Genomic DNA, 20,643 nt, shown 5'->3' on the forward strand with positions numbered 1-20,643 from the left:
CAACGCCGCAACGGCCTATTCCGCGGCGGCGCGGGCCTGCCAGACGGCCGACACCTCGGCGCGGATGATCCGGGCGATCAGCGCGCAGTCCTCCTCGGAGAAGGTGAGCGGCAGGCGCATGTCAAGGATGCCGGCCAGCACCCTGTCGGATGCGGGCATGGCGGGGTGCGGCGCATAGCGCCAGCTGTCGTAGCGGCTGGTAAAGCCCACCGGCTCGGCCGCGCCGAACCATTTCAGCTCGACCCCGCGGGCGGCGCAGCGCGCCACCACCTCGGCCACCTGCGACCCGTCCCAATCGAGCAGCAGGAACTGGAACGAGGACGCGACGTAGTCCTCCTCCGCGGGCCGGGTCACCAGCGTCAGGCCGGGCGTATCGCGCAGCCCTGCCTCGACGATGCGGTAGCGCGCGTTCCAGCGGTCGGCCTGGATCGCCAGCGCGCGCAATTGCGGGCGCAGGATGGCGGCGCGCAGGTTGTCCATGCGGCCAGAGATGTTGGGTGTCTCGTAGCGGATCTGGGCGAATGTCTCGGGCGGGGGTGCCGCGCGGTGACGTTCATAAAGCATGTAGCTGCCCGACAGCATGATCGCGCGGGCCATCGCCTCAGCATCGTCGGAAATCAGCAGGCCACCTTCGCCCGAGTTCACATGCTTGTAGGTCTGGGTCGAGAAGGCCCCGAAGCGGCCAAAGCGTCCGGCGGGCGTGCCGCGCCATGACGCGCCCATCGTGTGCGCGCAATCCTCGATCACGGTGATGCCGGCACGGTCGCAGATCGCCATCAGCGCGTCCATGTCGCAGACATGCCCGCGCATGTGGCTGAGCAGCAGGACCTGCGCCTGATCGGCCTTGGCGGCAAGATCATCGAGGTCGATCACCAGCCCCGCGGTGACGCCGACATAGACCGGCACCGCCCCCAGCCCCGCGATGGCGCCCGGCACCGGGGCCAGCGTGAAGGCATTGGTCAGCACCCTGTCGCCCGGCTTTACCCCCACGGCGCGCAGGGCCGTTGCCAGCGCATAGCCGCCCGAGGCGACAGCGAGGCAATAGCGCGCGCCGGTCTGCGCCGCGAATTCCTCTTCCAGAAGGGCGGCCTCGGCCACCTCGCCCGGCGCGGTGTTGTAGCGGTGCAGCCGCCCGTGGCGCAGCACGGCCAGCGCCGCCGCGATCCCTTCTTCGGGGATCGGTTCCTGCTGGGTGAAACTGCCGGTGAAACGTTCGCTCATGGACGGCAGAGTGTTGCCGCGCGGGGCCGCCGTCAATGGCGCGCAGGTGGCGCGTCCACGCGTTTCCATGTCGCGGAAAGGCCGGATCGGGAAAGCCGAAGGGCGCAGGCTGGCCCCATGACACCGCTTGACCTGATCCACGGGCTGCACTGGCCCGACCTGCCCGCCACCGTGCGCGCCCGCGCGCCGCTGCATCTGCTTGACCTGATCGGCGTGGGGGCCGCGGGCACGCGCCAGCGCGTCTCGGGGATCGCGCGCGATTTCGCGGTGGCGCAGTTCGGCGGCGCGCGGCCGCTGATGTTCGACGGACGCGGCAGCAGCCTGCCGGGCGTGGCGCTGGCCGCGGGGCTGACGATCGACGGGCTGGACGCGCATGACGGCTTCAACCCCGCCAAGGGCCATATCGGCTGCCCGCTTTTCGCGGCGATGCTAGGGGTCGCGTCAGAACTTGACGTATCAGGTGAAGAATTCATGACAACCCTCTGCATAGGTTATGAATTCGGCGCCCGCGCCGCGATGGCGCAGCATGGCACGGTGGCCGATTACCATACCTCGGGCAGCTGGGGCGCGGTGACAGCGGCGGCAGCCTGCACGCGGCTGATGCGGCTGGATACCGGGACCACGCGCCACGCCCTTGGCATCGCCGAATACCACGGGCCGCGCAGCCAGATGATGCGCTGCATCGACCATCCGACCATGGTCAAGGACGGCTCTGGCTGGGGCGCGATGGCGGGCGTCTCGGCGGCGCTGCTGGCGCAGGCGGGCTTTACCGGCGCGCCCGCGATCACCGTGGAAGAGGCACCCGGCTACTGGGCTGACCTTGGCCAGCGCTGGTACCTGCTGGAGCAATACGTCAAGCCCTACCCCGTCTGCCGTTGGGCGCAGGCGCCTATCGAGGGCGTGCTGGCGCTGCGCCGGGCGCACGGGCTGACCGCTGACATGGTCGACCGGATCGAGGTGGCGACCTTCCACGAATCGGTGCGCCTGGCCACCCGCCGGCCGACCGAGAGCGATGCCGCGCAATATTCCACCTCCTTCCCCTGCGCGGTGGCGCTGGTGCGGGGCGACGTAACGCCGGCCGACATCGCCGACGACGCACTGGATGACCCGGAGGTCCTGCGCCTGTCGGACAGCATGGTCTTTGCCGAAGATGCCCATGCCAACGCCGTGTTTCCGGGGCAGCGGCTGGCACAGGTCACGCTGCAACTGAAGGATGGCCGCCGCCTGACCTCGGACTGGATGGAGCCGCGCTGGGATGCCACCGCCCCCGCGACCGAGGCCGAGATGCGCGCGAAGTTCCATGCGCTGGCCGACGGTCCCTTGGGCCGCGACCGGGCCGACCGGATCGATGCCGCCATCGACGCGCTGCCGGCCACGCCCTTTGCCGCGCTCGCCGACCTGCTGGTTCAGCCGATCAGCCGCTGAACCACGCCCGGCAATTCGTCGAAATGGCCGATGATCGCGTCGGGGGCGAGTGCTGCCATGTCCTGGCCCGCCGGGCCGAAGCCCACCAGGATCAGGCCCATCCCGGCGGCGCGGGCGGTGTCGCGGTCGGTCACGGTGTCGCCCACCAGCAGCGCGCGCGCGGGCTGCGCCGGGTCTCCGCCCGCCCGCCGCACCGCCTCGCGCAGCGGATCGGGATGCGGTTTGCGCACCGGCAGCGTGTCGGCGCCGATCAGCGCCGCGAAATCCCTGCGCACGCCTAGCCGGTCGAGCAGCAGCGCGGCCAGCCCCTCGGGCTTGTTGGTGCAGATGCCCACGCCGTAGCCCGCATCGCGAAGGGCGCCGACCGCCGCCATCGCGCCGGGGTAAAGCGTGGTGTGCCGGTCAATTTCGCGCCCATAGGCTTCCAGAAGGCGGGGATATTGCCGGTCCACCTCCTCCGCCCCGTGGGTGCCGGTGCGCGCGAAACCCGCCGTCAGCATCGCCCGCCCGCCGCGCAGCGCCACGCCCGCATCGCGCGCGGGGTCCAGCACATCGCCAAGCCCGAGGTCGCGAAAACAGGCATTCGCTGCTGCGATCAGGTCGCGGCTGGTATCGGCAAGCGTTCCATCAAGGTCGAAGATCACCGTGCGCATCGGCCCTCCCGGCGTTCACCCGCCTGTCTGTAACGCATCGAAAGGTGATGTGAACCCCCCGCGCTTGCGATATGGCCCACGCCCTGTAGAACGGCGACGTATGGCGAGGGAAAGAGCATGTCAGTGGCACTGATCATCCTGGCGGCAGGCCAGGGCACGCGGATGAATTCCGACACGCCCAAGGTGCTGCACCGGCTGGCGGGCGCGCCGCTGCTGGTCCACGCGATGAAGGCCGGCGCGGCGCTGGCGCCCGACCGCACCGTCGTGGTTGCTGGCACCGGGGCCGAGGCGGTTGGCGCCGCCGCCCGCGACTGGGACCCGGAGGTGCAGGTCGTCGTGCAGGCCGAACAGCTGGGCACGGCGCATGCCGTGGCGCAGGCCCGCGCGGCGCTGGAGGGGTTTTCCGGCGACATCATCATGCTTTACGGCGACACCCCCTTCGTCACGCCCGAAACGCTGGAACGGATGCAGGCCGCGCGCGCCCACCATGCCGTTGTCGTGCTGGGGTTCGAGGCAGCCGACCCGGCGCGCTATGGCCGGCTGGTGATGGCGGGCGAAGTGCTGGAACGGATCGTCGAGTTCAAGGATGCCGATGCCGCAACCCGCGCGATCACGCTGTGCAACTCGGGCGTGGTCTGCGCCGATGCCGCCACGCTCTGGTCCCTGATCGACGCGGTCGGCAATGATAATGCGGCGGGCGAATACTACCTGACCGACATCGTCGGCATCGCCCGTGCGCAGGGACTGTCGGCCACCGCTGTCACCTGCCCCGAGGCCGAGACGCTGGGCGTCAACACCCGCGCCGATCTGGCCGCAGCCGAGGCCGCCTTTCAGGCCCGCGCCCGTGCGCAGGCGCTGGAGGATGGCGTCACCTTGACCGCGCCCGAAACGGTGTTCTTCGCCCATGACACGGTGATCGGCCGCGATGCGGTGATCGAGCCCAACGTCATCTTCGGCCCCGGCGTAACGGTGGAATCTGGCGCCATCCTGCGCGCCTTCAGCCACCTCGAAGGGTGCCATGTCAGCGCGGGCGCAACTGTCGGCCCTTTCGCGCGTCTGCGTCCCGGCGCCGAGCTGGCCGAGAACGTGCATGTCGGCAACTTCGTCGAGATCAAAAACGCGCAACTGGCCGAGGGGGCCAAGGTCAACCACCTGTCCTATATAGGCGATGCCGATGTGGGCGCGCGCACGAACGTGGGCGCGGGCACGATCACCTGCAACTATGACGGCGTCTTCAAGCATCGCACCACGATCGGCGCGGATGCCTTCATCGGCTCGGACACGATGCTGGTCGCGCCCGTCACCGTGGGCGACCGCGCGATGACCGCGACCGGCGCCGTCATCACCGAGGACGTGCCGGCCGGCGCGATGGCCATCGCCCGTGCAAGGCAGGTGACGAAACCGGGGCTGGCCGAGAAATTCATGAAGCGCCTGAAGGCGCTGAAAGCGAAGGGTCACTAGGCATGTGTGGTATCGTCGGCGTTCTGGGACAGCACGAGGCCGCACCCCTGCTGGTCGAAGCGCTCAAGCGGCTGGAATATCGCGGCTATGACAGCGCGGGGATCGCCACAATCGACGGCACCCGGCTGGACCGGCGCCGCGCGGTGGGCAAGCTGGTGAACCTGTCGGACGAACTGGTGCATCACCCGCTGGCCGGCAAATCGGGCATCGGCCATACCCGCTGGGCCACCCATGGCGCCCCCTCGGTCAGAAATGCCCACCCCCACAGTGCTGGCGGCGTAGCGGTTGTTCATAACGGCATTATCGAGAATTTCCGCGAACTGCGGGCCTTTCTGGCTGAACAGGGAATCGCGTCCGAGACCGAAACCGATACCGAGACGGTGGCCCTGCTCGCCCAATATTACCGCGACCAAGGGCTGACACCAGCCGAAGCGGTGAAGCAAACGCTGACACGGTTGGAAGGCGCCTATGCGCTGTGCTTTCTCTTCGCTGGCGAAGCCGATCTGATGATTGCCGCGCGCAAGGGAAGCCCGCTGGCCATCGGCTATGGCGAGGGTGAAATGTTCGTGGGGTCTGACGCCATCGCGCTGGCGCCGATGACCGACCGCATCACCTATCTTGACGAGGGCGACTGGGCGATCATCACCCGCCAGTCCGTCGAAATCCGGGATGCCGAGGGCCAAGTCGTCGACCGCCCCGTCAACACCATCCATCTGGATGCCGCCCGCGTCGACAAGGGCGGCTACAAGCATTTCATGGCCAAGGAAATTGCCGAGCAACCATCGGTGATCACGGCCGCGCTGGCGCACTATCTTGACGCCGAAGACAACGTGAAGTTGCCCGACGAAGGGATTGATTTTGCCTCCGTTCAACGGCTGACGCTGGTGGCTTGCGGCACGGCGTTCTACGCCTGTGCAGTGGCGAAATACTGGTTTGAACAGGTTGCGGGCCTGCCGGTCGACATCGACGTGGCATCCGAGTTTCGCTACCGCGAACCGCCCATCGGGCCGGGCACGGTGGCGCTATTCGTCAGCCAGTCGGGCGAAACCGCCGACACGCTGGCCGCGCTGCGCTTCTGCCTGGGCAAGGCAGAAAAGATCGTTTCGATCGTCAACGTCGCCCAAAGTTCGATCGCACGGGAAAGCGATCTGGCCCTGCCCATCCTTGCCGGGCCAGAAATCGGGGTCGCCTCGACCAAGGCGTTTACCTGCCAATTGATCGTCTTGGCGCTGCTCGCGCTCAAGGCCGCGCGGGACCGCGCCCGGCTTGATCGCGACGGCATGACAGCGCATGTCGCGGCGTTGCGCGCCCTGCCGGGCCTGATGAACCACGCGCTGACCATCGAGGCCCAGGTTGCCGAGATCGCCCGCAGCCTTGCAGAGGCGCGCGACATCCTGTTTCTGGGCCGTGGTGCGATGTATCCGCTGGCACTGGAAGGCGCGCTTAAACTAAAGGAAATCAGCTATATCCATGCTGAAGCTTATGCATCAGGCGAACTCAAGCACGGGCCTATTGCGCTGATCGACGCGCATGTGCCCGTGATCGTTCTTGCACCGGCCGATCCGCTTTTCGACAAGACGGTCAGCAACATGCACGAAGTGATGGCGCGCGACGGAAAGGTGCTGCTGATTACCGACAGTGCCGGGCAGAAGGCCGCCGGCGCAGGCACATGGGCCAGCATCGTGATGCCAACCGTCTCGCCCTTCCTTGCGCCCATCCTTTATGCTGTGCCAGCGCAGCTTCTGGCCTATCATACCGCCGTCGCAAAAGGCACCGACGTGGACCAGCCGCGCAACCTGGCCAAGTCGGTGACCGTAGAGTGAGGAGCGCCTGAAATGGCAAAGCGATTCGACGCTTTCAGCGATGATCACACCCGCTTCATTGCCGAACAGCACATCTTCTTCGTGGCCTCCGCTGCGCCGGACGGCCGGGTGAACCTGTCGCCAAAGGGTGGCGATGCGCTGCGTGTCACCGGGCCGAACCGCCTTGTCTGGCGCAACCTGACCGGCAGTGGCAACGAGACCGCCGCGCATCTGCTGGAAAGCCCGCGAATGACGGTGATGTGGTGTTCCTTCACCACCCGGCCGCTGATCCTGCGTGCCTATGGCACCGCGCGGGTGCTGCATCGCGATGAAGACGGGTTTGCCGATCTTAACGCTCTCTTCCCCGCCCATCCCGGCGCGCGGCAGGTCTATGACATGACGGTCGACCTCGTGCAGACCTCCTGCGGCTACGCCGTGCCTTTCATGGATTTCGTGGCCGACCGTGACACGCTGGACACCTGGGCCGAGAAAAAGGGCGAGGACGGCATTCGCGCCTACTGGACCGAGAAGAACCTGACCAGCGTCGACGGCAAGCCGACCGGCCTGCCGCAATGACCCCAGCCGCCGCGCTGGACCAGTTGCGCGCGGCGGCCGACCCGGAACGCGCGGCGGGCATGGCCGCCTATCACAAGGCCCCGCGCCCCTATCTTGGCCTGCGCGTGCCGGTGCTGACCGCCCTGGTGCGCGACTGGCGGCGCGATATGGACCTGTCCGCGCAGGTGGCGCTGGCCGATGGCCTCTGGCGGTCGAACATCCACGAGGCACGAATCGCTGCGGCGAAGCTCCTCGACCGCAAGCGGATCGTGCCCGATGACGCAGTCTGGCGCCTGATTGCCTCTTGGGTGCCCGATTTCGATGCCTGGGCGATCGCCGATCATGCCTGCATCGCCGGAATGAAGCGGCTGCTGGCCGACCCGTCGCGCCTGGACGAGGTCGAGCACTGGACCCGCGCGCCCCATATGTGGAGCCGCCGTGCCGCCCTTGTCATCACCCTGCCCTGGACCAAGGACAGCGCGCCCGATGCTATGGCAGTGCGCGAGCGGGTGCTGGGCTGGGCCGCGGGCTATGCCGCCGATCCCGACTGGTTCATCCAGAAGGCCATCGGCTGGTGGCTGCGCTCGCTCTCCGATGCCGACCCTGCCCGCGTTCATGCCTTCCTTGCCGCCCACGGTGCCACGATGAAGCCCTTCGCCCGGCGCGAGGCGCTGCGCCACCTGCAGCCAAAGGCGCGCGAGCGGGCTTGACCGCACCCGCGCGCCCGTCTCATCTTGGCCTACCACAAAGAACGGACAGGCCGATGACCGCCAGCACACCTCACGTCACCCTTCTGAACGGTCCCAACCTCAACTTGCTGGGACAGCGTCAGCCCGAGGTTTATGGCAGCCAGACCCTCGCCGATGTCGAGATGGCCTGTGCAACGCTGGCGACCGAGCTGGGGCTGGGCCTGAGCGCGTACCAGTCAAACTGGGAAGGCCAGATCATCGACTGGATCCATGCCGCGCGCGGCACGTCACAGGGCGTCATCATAAATCCCGGTGCCCTCACCCACACGTCGGTCGCCGTGCTCGATGCGCTCAACACCTTCGAGGGGCCGGTGATCGAGGTGCATATCTCGAACATCCACAAGCGGGAATCGTTCCGCCACCATTCCTATGTCAGTCTGCGCGCCGATGGCGTGATCGCCGGACTGGGGACCGAAGGCTACCTTTTGGCATTGCGGCGGATGGCCGGCCTTCTGACTGGTTGAGGCATATCCTCACCCGCCGGCAATCACCGTCAGTTCGACGATCTCGGTCAGTGGCGCACCCAGCAGCTGCATCGCGGCAAGACTGATCTGGCTACCCGATCCCGCAGCGCCCCCCGAAGGACGCAATTGCACACCAATGGTCTTGCCATGCCAGCGCACGTCGCCCTGCATGGTGGCCGAAACCAGCGGCGTCTTGACCCACAGGCCCTGCTCGCCCGGCGCGCCAAGCGTGGCCAGCGTTGTGCCAAGGGTCTGGCCCGGCGCAGGGGCAGGCGCGGGGGCCGCGGCATCCGGCGCGGCGGCGGGCGGGGCGCTGGCGTCGGGTGCCACAGGGGCGGCGGACGCAGGCGGCGGGTGGCCCATCAGGCGCTGAACAAAAGGTGAAGAGCATCCCGCAAGGGCAAGGCAGAGGAATGGAACAAGGGCTTTCATACCGCCAGACTAGGCCCCGGCCCCGCCGTGCGCAACGCCGCCCTTGTCGCGCCCCCGGCGCAAGCATAGGTTCCGCTCATGGATCAACCTGCCCCGCTCATCGACCCGTTCCAGCGTGCAATCCGCTACCTGCGGGTGTCGGTGACCGACCGCTGCGATTTCCGCTGCGTTTACTGCATGTCCGAAACGATGACCTTCTTGCCGAGGGCAGAACTTCTGACGCTGGAGGAGCTCGACAGGCTGGCGACGGCCTTTATCGGCCTCGGCGTGGAAAAGCTGCGCATCACCGGGGGCGAGCCGCTCGTGCGGCGAGATATCCTGACCTTCTTCCGCGCGATGACACGGCATCTCGACAGCGGTGCCCTGAAAGAGCTGACGCTGACCACCAATGGCAGCCAGCTGGAGAAATACGCGGGCGAACTGGCGGCAGCCGGCGTGCGGCGGGTCAATGTCTCGCTCGACACGCTGAACGAGAGAAAGTTCACCAAGATCACGCGCCGTGGCCGCCTCGACCAGGTGCTACGTGGCCTCGACGCCGCGCAGGCGGCAGGACTGCGGGTCAAGATCAACGTCGTCGCGCTGAAAGGCGTGAATGATGACGAGCTTTTCCCCCTTGTCGATTTCGCCGCCGCCCACGACATGGACCTGACGTTCATCGAGGTGATGCCGATGGGCGACATCGGCAACGAGGACCGGCTGGACCAGTACTGGTCGCTCAAGGACTTGCGCGCGCAACTGGCCGAACGTTTCACCCTGACCGATCTCGCCGAACGCTCGGGCGGGCCTGCGCGTTACGTGCGCGTCGAAGAGACGGGGCAGAAGATCGGCTTCATCACGCCGCTCTCGCACAATTTCTGCGAAAGCTGCAACCGCGTGCGCGTCACCTGCACCGGCGAGATCTATACCTGCCTCGGGCAAGAGGGCCATTCCGACCTGCGTGCGCCCCTGCGCGCGAGCACCGACGACGCCGTTTTGACCGAGGCGATCCGTGCCGCGATCCGGTTGAAACCGAAAGGCCACGACTTCGACTATTCCCGCCAACGCGTTGACGGCCAGATCAGCCGCCACATGAGCCACACGGGCGGCTGACGCCGTTTGCCTCATACGCTAGACTGACCTCCCAACGTTGCCCGAAAGGAGTTTAACATGGCACCCGGAAAGTCCGACGAAGACAAGATCCGCGAGACCGCCTACCAGATATGGGAGGCCGAGGGCCGGCCCCAGGGCCGCGATTACCATCACTGGCTGGCCGCCGAGGCACGGTTCCGCGCCGAAGCTGCAAGCAAGCCCAAAACGGCGGTAAAACTTGACGGCCCGGCCAAGGCCGCCAAACCCCGCGCCGCCAAGGCCACAGCCAAGCCGAAAGCGGCCCCGAAAGCGGCGAAAGAGCCTGCCAAACCTGCCGCAACGCGCCGCCGCAAGGCCGCCGAGAAATAGGCCCTGGGCTTTGCCCTAGAAGGGGTAGTGCTGGTTCGGATCCTCGATCGTGATCCAGCGCAACTCCGTAAAGGCGTCGATGCCCGCGCTGCCACCAAAACGGCCATGGCCCGAGCTTTTCGTGCCACCGAAAGGCATCTGCGCCTCGTCATGCACAGTGGGGCCGTTGATATGACAGATGCCGCTGTCGATCCGCCGTGCCACTGACATCGCCCGGCGAATATCGGCCCCGAACACTGCGGCCGACAGCCCGTATTCGGTATCGTTGGCCAGTTCCACCGCGTGATCGGCATCGCGTGCGCGGACAATGCAGACGACCGGACCAAAGCTTTCCTCGCGAAAAAGCCGCATCTCGGGCGTGACACCATCGACGATGGTCGCGGGCATGATCGTGCCTTCACCAGCGCCGCCCGTCACCAGCCATGCCCCCTTCTCGATCGCGTCCGCGATCAGCGCGTCAACCTTCACAATCGTGTCGCGGTCCACGACCGAGCCCAGAACGACCGGCCCGCGCGGATCGCCATGGGGCAGACCGGCCGCCTTTGCCGAGAACAGGGCCGCGAAATCGTCGGCAATGCCCGCATCGACGATGATCCGTTCCGTCGACATGCAGATTTGCCCCTGATTCATGAACGCACCGAAGGCCGCAGCATTGACGGCGGCGTCCAGATCGGCGTCGTCCAGCACCACCAACGGCGCCTTACCACCCAGTTCCAGCAGCACCGGCTTCAACAATGGGGCTGCCAGTTCCGAAATGATCCGGCCCACGCGGGTGGAGCCGGTAAAATTCACCCGCTTGACCTGCGGATGTTCAACCAGCCGTTTGACGACCGCCGGCGCATCCTCTGCGGCATGAGTCAGCACGTTGAGGACGCCCGCCGGCAGCCCGGCCTCGGTCAGGCATTCGCCGATCATCATGTGCAGGCGCGGGCATTTCTCCGACGCTTTCAGCACGATGGTATTGCCGCAGGCGATGGGCATGGCGATGGCGCGCATCCCGAGGATCACCGGCGCGTTCCACGGAGCCATGCCCACCAACACACCAACCGGCTGGCGCATCGCCATCGAGATGTTGCCGGGCTTGTCCGAAGGCACGACCTCGCCCTTGATCTGCGTGGTCATCGCCGCGGCCTCGCGCAGGATCTGGCCCGCGAACATCACGTTGAACCCGATCCACGGGCCCGTGGCCCCGGTCTCGGCGATGCCGGCCTCGATGAAATCGGGGGTGCGGGCGGCAAGGATGTCGGCCGCCTTCATCAGGATCTCGCGGCGCTTGCCCGGCCCGGTTTCCGACCATGCCGGAAAGGCGGCCGCCGCCGCGGCCACCGCACGGTCGACATCGGCTGGACCTGCAGCAGCGGCGTGGGTTGCGATCTTGCCGGTCACCGGGTCGTGGCGGGTGAAGGTATGGCCCTCGGCGGCGGGTACCATCTCGCCACCGATCAGAAGCTGCGTGTCGCTCATCATGTCCTCCTGCATGGGGCCTTTGCCCCGAAAACTGGCCCGCTCGGCTTAACCCGGTGGTAGTCGCGCCTCGACGATACCCGCAAACCAGCTGCAACCGGCCGGGATCACCTCGTCGTTGAAATTGTATTCGGGGTGGTGGATTTGCGCGCTGTCGCCATTGCCGACGAGGATATAGGCACCGGGCCGCTCTTCCAGCATGTAGGCGAAATCCTCGCCCCCCATGACCAGTGGCGCATCGTCGCAAGCTCCCGAAATATCGCGCGCCACTTCTGCGGCAAAGTCGGTCTGCGTGGCGTGGTTCACCATCGGCGGATAACCGTGCAGCATTTTCACCTCGGCCTGCGCGCCAAAGGCCCCCGCCGTGCCTGTTGCCAGCGCGATCAGCCGCTCTTCGGCCATCTTGCGCATTGCGGGGTCCAGCGTGCGGATCGTGCCGCGCAGCGTGACCCGCGCGGGCAGCACATTGAACGCGGTCGAGGATGTCTGGAACGACGTGACGGAAACAACGACCTGCTCCACCGGATCGGCGTTACGGCTGACAATAGATTGCAAGGCCACCACGATCTGCGCACCGACCAGCGTGGAATCCACCGCATCATGCGGCTTGGCGGCATGGCCGCCCTTGCCGGTCACCGTAATCTCGAACTGGTCGGTCCCGGCAAAGAACGGGCCGGGACGAATGGCAAAACGGCCAAGCGGCAAGCCCGGCCAATTGTGCATGCCATAGACCTCGTCGACCCCGAAACGCTCCATCAACCCGTCGGCGCACATCTCGCGCCCGCCACCGCCCCCCTCTTCGGCCGGCTGGAAGATCACCACGACGGTGCCATCGAAGGCGCGCTGCTCGGCAAGGTATTTCGCAGCACCCAGCAGCATCGCGGTATGGCCGTCATGGCCGCAGGCATGCATCGCGCCCGGCACGGTCGATGCATAGGGCAGCCCCGTAGCCTCGGTGATGGGCAGCGCATCCATGTCGGCGCGCAGGCCGATCACCCGGCCCGATGTCGTGCTGCGCCCCCGGATCACGCCCACCACGCCGGTGCGGCCAATGCCCGTCACCACCTCGTCGCAGCCGAATTCGCGCAGCTTCTCGGCCACCAAAGCGGCGGTGCGATGCGTTTCGAACAGGATCTCGGGATGGGCGTGGATGTCCTGCCGCCACGCGGCGATCTCGGGCAGCATTTCGGCAAAACGGTTCTTGGCGGGCATGACGCTGGGTGCTCTGTGGGGAAGGGTTGCACACATGCTGGCGCAAATCCCCCCAAGGCACAAGACGGGCCCGCCAGTACCCGGAGGCTAAAGCCTGCCGCAGCGCTTGGCCGCGCGCGCCAGTTGTGTCTGGTAGTCGAGCCTGTCGTTATTGGTCACGTTGCCAACGATCTTCATGCAGCGCGCCTGCTTCTGCGCCTCGATCTGGGCGCCCCCGGCGATCGTCGTCTGCACGGCCACCCCAAGGCCGACGATGCCAGCACAAAGTACCACCCACTCCACCGTCACCGCACCGCTCTCGCGCAACATGAAGCGGCGCAGGAAACGTCTGGGCCGCCGCAAGGCACCGGTCTTGATAGAGTATCTCGTCAACCTTGGCTCCGTTGACCAATCCTGGTCGGGGTAGTTCAATCGTCCAGCAGAGCCTAGCCAGACAATATGTCGTCAATTGGGCCACAGAGGGCCGCTTATAGGGTAGGTCCAAGCTCCAGCCGTGACCCGTCGGAAAACCGCGAAAGCCGGAATCGGTGCAGATCGTGCCCCGGATCGTCGCCCGCAACCAATGCCGCGGCCACGCGCCCAACACCCGGCCCAATGCCAAAGCCGTGCCCCGAAAGCCCCGTTGCGATAACAAGGCCGGGCAGCGCCTCGGCCCGGTCAAGGACCGGCACCACGTCGGGCAATGTATCAATCATTCCCGCCCATCCGGTGCGCAGGGCCACCGGCCCCAGCGCTGGATAAAGCTCCTGAAACCGCGCCGCCAGTTCGCGCAGCTTGCGCGCATTGGGCGCGGGATTGAGCACGCGCATCCGCTCGAACGGACTGACCGTATCCTCCGACCATCGCCGCGGCGTCCCCCACGCATCGGGATAGTCCCGCGGCGCGGCCGGGTAATAGCGGGTGCCGAAGGGATCGGCGGCCAGTTGCGGCAGGAACCGGCGCAGCGCGCGAAAGGCATCCGGCCCGATGAACATCTCGTGGAAATCGGCCGGGGCCAGCGTGTAGCCGCCATCGGCACGGCGGCGGAAGGCAAACTCATCATCCACCGCGCCGCCCGCAAAAACCTCGGGCAAGGGGGCCGTCGCCGCTGCAGTGGCCCGCACTGAAAGCTGCGGAATGGCGATGCCGTGCCGCCGCAGCAGAAGCGACGACCACGCCCCGCCTGCAACAACCACGGCGGGTGCCGCGACGCGGCCCTGTTCAGTCACCACGCCGGCCACCCGGCCCGCGGCCACGTCGATGCCCCGCGCCGCGCAATTCTCGACGATCACTACACCGTCGCGGGCTGCCGCGCGCGCCAGCGCGGGCACTGCCAGCCACGGCTCGGCCCGCATGTCCGACGCAGTCCAAAGCCCGCCTTGCCAACGTTTCGTGGCACCCGGCAACAGCGCGGTCACCTCTGCCGCGCCAAGCAGCCGGGTGTCGAGGTCATGCGCGCGGGCGTGTGTCAGCCAATCCTCGTAGGCCGCGATCTGCGCCTGTTTCTCGGCAAGGTAGAGCACGCCTGTCTGGCGCAGCCCGATATCGGTGTCGAGCGTCGGCGCAATCCGGCGCCATTCGGCTGCGGCTTCGATCATGATCGGCAGCTCGGCAGGGTCGCGGCCCTGCTGGCGGATCCAGCCCCAGTTACGCGAGGATTGTTCGCCCGCGATGCGGCCCTTCTCGACCAGCACGGCACGCAAGCCCCGCTGCGCGAGGTTCCAGGCCGTCATCACCCCGGCAATGCCGCCACCGATCACCACCGCGTCGGCGCTGGCGGGCAAGGGGCCGGGATGAGCAACCGGCGTCGCCTCGGAAATGGGAAAAGGCGCATACATGGTCAGGGGCCTGTCGGGCTGGGTCGCATCGTCACGGCGCCCTAGTGGAAATGTCTGCGGATGCGGCGGACCATCAGCCAGACGGCCAGCACGACCACGGGCGTCGCCCCGGCCATGACCCATTCCTTGGGCACTTCCTGCGCCTCGGCCAGCGGCAGCAGAAGGTAGGTGACAAGGTTCAGCGCGTAATAGCTGATCGCCACGACCGACAGCCCCTCGACCGTTTTCTGCAGCTGCAACTGAAGGTCGGCGCGCTTGTCCATGCTGGTCAGCAATTCCTGATTCTGGGCCGAGCGTTGCACGTCCACGCGGGTGCGCAACAGGTCGGCGGCGCGCGCCGCACGGGCCGACATCGCATGAAGCCGGGCCTCGGTCGACTTGACGGTGCGCATCGCCGGGTCGAACCGCCGGGTCATGAATTCGCGAAAGGTCTGCCGTCCTGCAATGCGCTCTTCGCGCAGCACGTCGATGCGCTGATTGACGATTGTCTCGTAGGCGCCCGTGGCCCCGAAACGGAATTGCGACTGTGCCACGATGTTTTCCAACTGGGCCGAGACGGCCAGCAATTCGTGAAGTGTTTCGGCGGGCTGCGCGGTCTCGTCGGCCATATGCGCGATCAGCGCGGACAACTGGCCGTCGATCACACCCATCTGTTCCGACAGCGCCCGTGCCCGGGCAAGACCGAGCATCGCCATCGCCTTGTATGTCTCGATCTCGCACAGACGTTGTACGACCCGGCCAATCCGCCTGTCGCCGGTTTCGGGGTCGGCGAAGACGGCAAAGCGCATGTGGCCAGTAACGTCGATGCGGAAATCTGCGGCAATCACCAGCTGTCCGTCAATCACCCGGCTGACCGCCACGCTTTCTGGCACGAACCAGTCTTCGACCTTGGGCAGGATCGAGGCCTCGTCCGTCAACTCTTCGATCCGGATCAGCGCCGAGGTGACACGGGTTCCGGGTGCCTCGCTCAGCCAGTCATCGGGAAAGACGCCGAACGTCGCGGCATCGAAGGGCCGTTCGGCCACGCCATCGCCAAGGATGGTATATGTCACGAACTCGGTATGGCTTTCCCATTTCAGCCGATGCCGGCCTATCTCGCCAAAGTAATGGGTGGCCCCCGGTTGGGGATGGGGCGCGCCAAAACGGTCCAGAAGGGATATCAGGTGCAGCCGGTCCGCCTCGCGGTCGCGCCCGGCGGCGTTCTGCGCGGGCTTCATCGCAAGATAGGCTGCCCGGCTGGGTGCGCGCAGGTTCGGGAACGGGCGCGCATGCAGCTCGTTGGCCATCGCGTAGCGCAGGGGATGGTCAGGGATCGGCGGCATCGGCGGACCTTGCTGGGCGGGTTCGCCTTCAACCTAGCTAGGCGCGCGGCACTGTAAACAGCAAACCCCGCACGACATGCTCTGCCGCGCGGGGATAGGGCCGTTCAGATGCAAACCACGTCAAGCGGCGGGAAACCGTTGAAGTTCACCGACGAGTAGGTCGAGGTATAGGCGCCGGTATTGCGGATCACCACGCGGTCCCCCGACTTCAACGTCAGCGGCAGCTGCATCGGGCGCTTTTCGTAAAGCACGTCGGCGCTGTCGCAGGACGGGCCCGCAACGATGCAGGGACCGGTCGGGTCTCCGTCGCGCGGCGTCTCGAACTGGTAGCGGATCGCCTCGCCCTCGGTCTCGGCCAGACCCGAAAAGCGGCCGATGGAGAGGTAGACCCAGCGGTGCACGTCGCGGTCGGATTTGCGGCTGACCAGCATCACCTCGGCCACGATCACGCCCGCCTCGGCCACCATGCCACGGCCCGGCTCGGCCATGATGCGGGGCACATCGCCAAAACGTTCCGTCACCAGTTCGATGACGTGGCGCGCGTATTCGGTCGGCGCCTCGATCGCTTCGCCATAGAAGGCCGGAAAACCGCCGCCGATGTTAAGCAGCGTCAGCGCGTGGCCCGCCTCTTTCGCCGCGTTCCACGTCACCGCCAGCGCATCCAGCGCGGGGGCCCACATCTCGGCCTTGCGGGTCTGCGAGCCGACGTGGAAGGAAAAGCCGACCGGGTCGAGGCCCAGTTCCTTGGCGTAATCAAGCAAGCGAACAGCGGTGTCCTTGTCGCAGCCGAACTTGCGCGTCAGCGGCCAGTCGGCCTGGCTGACCTCGACGATCAGGCGGATGTAGACCTGCGCGCCGGGGGCATGCTCGGCGATCTTCTCCAGCTCTTCATCGGCATCGGCGGCAAACAGCGTGATCCCGGCATTCCAGGCAAAAGCAATATCCGACGGCCGCTTGATCGTGTTGCCGAAGGAAATGGTCTCGGGGTCCGCGCCAAGGCTCAGGCAGGTCTCGATCTCGCCACGGCTGGCAGCATCGAAATGGCTGCCCAACCGCACCAGACGCTCGATGATCGGGCGGGCGGGGTTTGCCTTGACGGCATAGTGGATGTCGGCCCGGCCCAGTCCGGCCTTGAGCGCGCCGAACTGCTCTTCAACACGATCGACATCGAGAACCAGCGTTGGCCTGTCGAATTCGGTCTTCTCGACAAAGCTGGTCAGGCGGGACGAGGGGGCATGACGCGACGCTTGCGCGTCGGCGATTTGTGCAGTCATCGGACATCTCCAAAAGACCCGGCCATGTATGGCCGCTCAGTTCCAAGGGAGACGTTACCGTCGCTACGTAAACACGTTCTGCGTTGGACTGCTTGCGGCCAGAGGCGCGTGCGTTGGCGTCTATGCGCGCTTAATTGGACCTGTGGCCCTTCATTGCAAGGAAATTTTCTGCACCCGGCATAATTATTTTTCCGAGCACCGGGTTGACTCGCACATGTCGCGGCAAGGGTGCCCCCCGCCGCGACATGGGGACCGGCGCGTCAGGCGATCTTGGGCAGAAGTTCGTCGATCGACTTCTTCGCGTCGCCGTAGAACATCCGCGTGTTGTCCTTGAAGAACAGCGGATTCTCGATGCCGGAATAGCCCGTGCCCTGCCCGCGTTTACTGACGAAGACCTGCTTGGCCTTCCAGACCTCCAGCACCGGCATCCCGGCGATGGGGCTGTTGGGATCGTCCTGCGCGGCCGGGTTCACGATGTCGTTCGAACCGATGACGATGGCGACATCTGTCGAGGGGAAATCCTCGTTGATCTCGTCCATTTCCAGCACGATGTCGTAGGGCACCTTGGCCTCGGCCAGAAGCACGTTCATGTGCCCCGGCAGACGACCCGCGACGGGGTGGATGCCAAACCGCACCTCTTTGCCTGCCGCGCGCAGCTTGCGCGTCAGTTCCGCGACCGATTGCTGCGCCTGCGCCACCGCCATGCCGTAGCCCGGCACGATGATGATGCTGTCGGCCTCGTTCAGCGCGGCCGCCACGCCATCGGCGTCGATGGCGATCATCTCGCCCTCGATGGCCATCGCGGGGCCCGTGGTGTTGCCGAAGCCGCCAAGGATCACGCTGACGAAGGACCGGTTCATCGCTTTGCACATGATGTAGGACAGGATCGCACCCGACGAGCCCACTAGCGCGCCGGTCACGATCAACAGGTCGTTGCCAAGGCTGAAGCCGATCGCCGCCGCCGCCCAGCCCGAATAGCTGTTCAGCATCGAGACGACGACGGGCATGTCCGCGCCGCCGATCCCCATGATCAGGTGATAGCCGATGAAAAGTGCGGCCAGCGTCATCAGGATCAGCGCCCAGGCCCCTGCCCCGTTCATGAACAGGATCAGCAGGATCACTGACAACGCCGCGGCGCCTGCGTTGAGCATGTGACCGCCCGGCAGCTTTTGCGCCTTCGAGGTCACCTTGCCCGCCAGCTTGCCGAAGGCGATGACCGAGCCGGTGAAGGTCACCGCGCCGATAAAGACGCCGAGGAACAGCTCGACCCGCAGGATTGAAAGCTCTGTCGGGGTCTTGTGCGCGACGATGGCGGCAAAACCTGTCAGGGCGTCGCGCGTCTCTTGCGGCATCCCCGCAATATGTGCGGCGGTGATATAGGCGTTGTAGCCCACGAAGACGGCAGCAAGACCCACCAGCGAATGCATCGCCGCAACAAGTTGCGGCATCTCTGTCATCTGCACCCGCATCGCGATGTAGTAGCCGATGATGCCGCCACCCGCGATCAGGACGATCGACAGCGGCCAGAGGCCAGCGCCCGGCCCGATCAGCGTGGCCGCCACCGCCAGCGCCATGCCGACGATGCCGTACCAGACCGCGCGCTTGGCACTTTCCTGCCCGGAAAGCCCGCCCAGCGAGAGGATGAAAAGTACCGCCGCAACAACGTAGGCGGCCGTAGTGAAACCGTATTCCATCGACGCGGCCCCCTCAGGATTTCTGGAACATGGCGAGCATGCGCCGGGTGACAAGGAAGCCGCCGAAGATGTTGATCCCGGCCATGAAGATCGAAAGTGCCGCCAACAAGATCACGAGGAACGAGCCGGAGCCGATCTGCAACAGCGCGCCAAGGATGATGATCGACGAGATCGCGTTGGTCACCGCCATCAGCGGCGTATGCAGCGAATGGCTGACATTCCAGATCACCTGGAAGCCAATGAAGACCGACAGCACAAAGACGATGAAGTGCTGCATGAAGGCGGCAGGCGCGACAAGGCCCAGTGCCAGCAGCAGAACGCCGCCCACCGTCAGCAGGCCCACCTGGTTGCGGGTCTGCTTACGAAACAGCGCCACTTCCTGCGCACGCTTCTCGGCCGGCGTCAGTTCCTTGGCGGCGGGCTTCTTCGGTGCCGCGGCAATCGCCTGCACCTTTGGCGGCGGCGGCGGGAAGGTGACAGCGCCCTCGAAGGCCACGGTAGCGCCGCGGATCACGTCGTCCTCCATGTTGTGGACGATGGCGCCGTCCTTGCCCGGCGTCAGGTCCGAGATCATGTGGCGAATGTTGTTGCCGTAAAGCGTGCTGGCCTGCGCGGCCATCCGGCTGGGGTAATCGGTATAGCCGATCACCGTCACGCCGTTGTCGCTGACGATCTTCTGGTCGGGCGCCGTCAGGTCGCAGTTGCCCCCCCGCTCGGCGGCAAGGTCGACGACGACCGAGCCGGGTTTCATCGCCTCGACCATGTCCTTCAACCACAGCTTGGGCGCATCGCGGCCTGGGATCAGGGCGGTGGTGATGACGATGTCCATGTCGGGCGCCAGTTCGCGAAACTTCGCCAGTTGCTTCTCGCGGAACTCCGGCGACGAGGGCGCGGCGTAGCCACCGGTCGCGGCACCATCCTGCGCCTCCTCGAATTCGAGGAAGACGAAATTCGCACCCATCGATTCGATCTGCTCTGCCACTTCGGGCCGCACGTCGAAGGCATAGACCACTGCGCCCAGCGAAGTGGCCGTGCCGATCGCGGCAAGGCCCGCCACGCCCGCACCCACGACCAGTACCTTCGCGGGGGGCACCTTGCCCGCGGCCGTCACTTGTCCGGTGAAGAACCGGCCAAAGTTGTTGCCCGCCTCGATCACCGCGCGATAGCCCGCGATATTGGCCATCGACGACAGCGCATCCATCTTCTGCGCGCGGCTGATTCGCGGCACCATGTCCATGGCAATGACATTGGCCCCGGTATCCTTGACCTGCTCCAGCAGGTCCTTGTTCTGCGCGGGATAGAAGAACGAGATCAGCAGCTGATCCTTGCGCAGGCGCTTGGGCTCGGGCCCCTCGGGCGGGCGCACCTTGACGACCACGTCGGCGGCCTTCCACAGCGCTGCGGCGGTCTTGACCACCTCGACCCCGGCCTCGGCATAAAGCGCGTCGGCAAAGCCCGCGGCAAGACCCGCGCCGCTTTCGACCAGGCAGGTATGCCCCAGCTTCTGCAACTCCCGCGCCGAGGCCGGCGTCATCGCCACGCGGGCCTCGCCCTCGTGAATTTCCTTCGGTGCACCGATCTTCAAGGCCCTGGTCCCCCCTCGTCCGCAGATCATCGCTCTTGTTATAGAGCGCGCCCGCATTCGACAAGGCGCGTGCGCG

19 protein-coding genes are annotated in these 20,643 nt (G+C 66.3%); 8 read left to right on the forward strand and 11 right to left on the reverse strand.

Annotated features, from left to right (window positions below):
* Window positions 1–15: 15 nt before the first annotated feature.
* The gene (locus GC146_RS15050) at window positions 16–1,221 is read right to left on the reverse strand and encodes an aminotransferase class I/II-fold pyridoxal phosphate-dependent enzyme (RefSeq protein ID WP_291840413.1); all 1,206 of its coding nucleotides are present in this window, start codon (window positions 1,219–1,221) and stop codon (window positions 16–18) included.
* A gap of 117 nt (window positions 1,222–1,338) precedes the next feature.
* Here GC146_RS15050 and GC146_RS15055 point away from each other — a divergent pair, with 117 nt between their 5' ends.
* On the forward strand, window positions 1,339–2,646 hold the full coding sequence (locus GC146_RS15055; protein WP_291840415.1) for an MmgE/PrpD family protein: 1,308 nt from the start codon (window positions 1,339–1,341) through the stop codon (window positions 2,644–2,646).
* Here the strand turns inward: GC146_RS15055 and GC146_RS15060 are convergent.
* The gene (locus GC146_RS15060) at window positions 2,628–3,299 is read right to left on the reverse strand and encodes an HAD-IA family hydrolase (RefSeq protein ID WP_291840418.1); all 672 of its coding nucleotides are present in this window, start codon (window positions 3,297–3,299) and stop codon (window positions 2,628–2,630) included. The genes GC146_RS15055 and GC146_RS15060 overlap by 19 nt on opposite strands.
* 117 nt (window positions 3,300–3,416) lie before the next feature.
* On the opposite strand from GC146_RS15060, the gene glmU reads away from it, so the two are divergent.
* From glmU to aroQ, 5 genes are read left to right on the forward strand one after another with little or no spacing between them, the layout of a single operon-like run.
* A complete protein-coding gene (gene glmU, locus GC146_RS15065) occupies window positions 3,417–4,760 on the forward strand; it encodes a bifunctional UDP-N-acetylglucosamine diphosphorylase/glucosamine-1-phosphate N-acetyltransferase GlmU (protein ID WP_291840421.1) in 1,344 nt (447 codons plus the stop codon).
* Window positions 4,761–4,762: 2 nt separating this feature from the next.
* Window positions 4,763–6,583, forward strand: coding sequence for a glutamine--fructose-6-phosphate transaminase (isomerizing) (glmS, locus tag GC146_RS15070; RefSeq protein WP_291840424.1), 1,821 nt, complete (start codon window positions 4,763–4,765; stop codon window positions 6,581–6,583).
* 12 nt (window positions 6,584–6,595) lie between these two features.
* A complete protein-coding gene (locus GC146_RS15075) occupies window positions 6,596–7,138 on the forward strand; it encodes a pyridoxamine 5'-phosphate oxidase family protein (protein ID WP_291840427.1) in 543 nt (180 codons plus the stop codon).
* Complete coding sequence (locus tag GC146_RS15080) at window positions 7,135–7,827, forward strand: DNA alkylation repair protein (protein ID WP_291840430.1); 693 nt, start codon at window positions 7,135–7,137, stop codon at window positions 7,825–7,827. Before GC146_RS15075 ends, GC146_RS15080 begins: the two co-directional genes overlap by 4 nt.
* Window positions 7,828–7,880: 53 nt before the next feature.
* Window positions 7,881–8,330, forward strand: coding sequence for a type II 3-dehydroquinate dehydratase (gene aroQ, locus GC146_RS15085; RefSeq protein WP_291840433.1), 450 nt, complete (start codon window positions 7,881–7,883; stop codon window positions 8,328–8,330).
* A 9-nt stretch (window positions 8,331–8,339) separates the two neighbouring features.
* Here the strand turns inward: aroQ and GC146_RS15090 are convergent, their stop codons facing one another.
* Entirely contained in the window at window positions 8,340–8,693 is a 354-nt protein-coding gene (locus GC146_RS15090) for a D-galactarate dehydratase (protein ID WP_291840436.1), read from the reverse strand.
* A gap of 147 nt (window positions 8,694–8,840) precedes the next feature.
* Between GC146_RS15090 and moaA the strand changes: the two genes are divergently transcribed.
* On the forward strand, window positions 8,841–9,851 hold the full coding sequence (gene moaA / locus GC146_RS15095) for a GTP 3',8-cyclase MoaA (protein ID WP_291840439.1): 1,011 nt from the start codon (window positions 8,841–8,843) through the stop codon (window positions 9,849–9,851).
* Between the two features lie 57 nt (window positions 9,852–9,908).
* The gene (locus GC146_RS15100; protein WP_291840441.1) at window positions 9,909–10,199 is read left to right on the forward strand and encodes a DUF2934 domain-containing protein; all 291 of its coding nucleotides are present in this window, start codon (window positions 9,909–9,911) and stop codon (window positions 10,197–10,199) included.
* 15 nt (window positions 10,200–10,214) lie between these two features.
* Here the strand turns inward: GC146_RS15100 and GC146_RS15105 are convergent, their stop codons facing one another.
* The 8 genes from GC146_RS15105 to GC146_RS15140 all read right to left on the reverse strand — a co-directional run bounded on the left by GC146_RS15105 (window position 10,215) and on the right by GC146_RS15140 (window position 20,567).
* A complete protein-coding gene (locus GC146_RS15105) occupies window positions 10,215–11,663 on the reverse strand; it encodes an aldehyde dehydrogenase (protein WP_291840444.1) in 1,449 nt (482 codons plus the stop codon).
* A gap of 48 nt (window positions 11,664–11,711) precedes the next feature.
* Window positions 11,712–12,875 carry a M20 aminoacylase family protein gene (locus GC146_RS15110; protein WP_291840447.1) on the reverse strand — a complete coding sequence of 388 codons (1,164 nt, stop codon included), beginning with the start codon at window positions 12,873–12,875 and terminating at the stop codon, window positions 11,712–11,714.
* An 87-nt stretch (window positions 12,876–12,962) separates the two neighbouring features.
* Window positions 12,963–13,247, reverse strand: coding sequence for a hypothetical protein (locus GC146_RS15115; RefSeq protein ID WP_291840450.1), 285 nt, complete (start codon window positions 13,245–13,247; stop codon window positions 12,963–12,965).
* A 95-nt stretch (window positions 13,248–13,342) separates the two neighbouring features.
* Complete coding sequence (locus tag GC146_RS15120; protein WP_291840453.1) at window positions 13,343–14,692, reverse strand: FAD-binding oxidoreductase; 1,350 nt, start codon at window positions 14,690–14,692, stop codon at window positions 13,343–13,345.
* Window positions 14,693–14,733: 41 nt separating this feature from the next.
* Window positions 14,734–16,014 carry a DUF3422 domain-containing protein gene (locus GC146_RS15125; protein ID WP_291840455.1) on the reverse strand — a complete coding sequence of 427 codons (1,281 nt, stop codon included), beginning with the start codon at window positions 16,012–16,014 and terminating at the stop codon, window positions 14,734–14,736.
* A gap of 104 nt (window positions 16,015–16,118) precedes the next feature.
* Entirely contained in the window at window positions 16,119–17,288 is a 1,170-nt protein-coding gene (locus GC146_RS15130) for a type III PLP-dependent enzyme (protein WP_291840458.1), read from the reverse strand.
* 260 nt (window positions 17,289–17,548) lie between these two features.
* Window positions 17,549–18,982, reverse strand: coding sequence for an NAD(P)(+) transhydrogenase (Re/Si-specific) subunit beta (locus GC146_RS15135; protein WP_291840461.1), 1,434 nt, complete (start codon window positions 18,980–18,982; stop codon window positions 17,549–17,551).
* 13 nt (window positions 18,983–18,995) lie between these two features.
* Complete coding sequence (locus GC146_RS15140) at window positions 18,996–20,567, reverse strand: Re/Si-specific NAD(P)(+) transhydrogenase subunit alpha (protein ID WP_291840464.1); 1,572 nt, start codon at window positions 20,565–20,567, stop codon at window positions 18,996–18,998.
* Window positions 20,568–20,643 lie beyond the last annotated feature (76 nt).

The sequence above is a fragment of the Limimaricola sp. genome (assembly GCF_016125575.1).
Taxonomy (GTDB): Bacteria; Pseudomonadota; Alphaproteobacteria; order Rhodobacterales; family Rhodobacteraceae; genus WGLM01.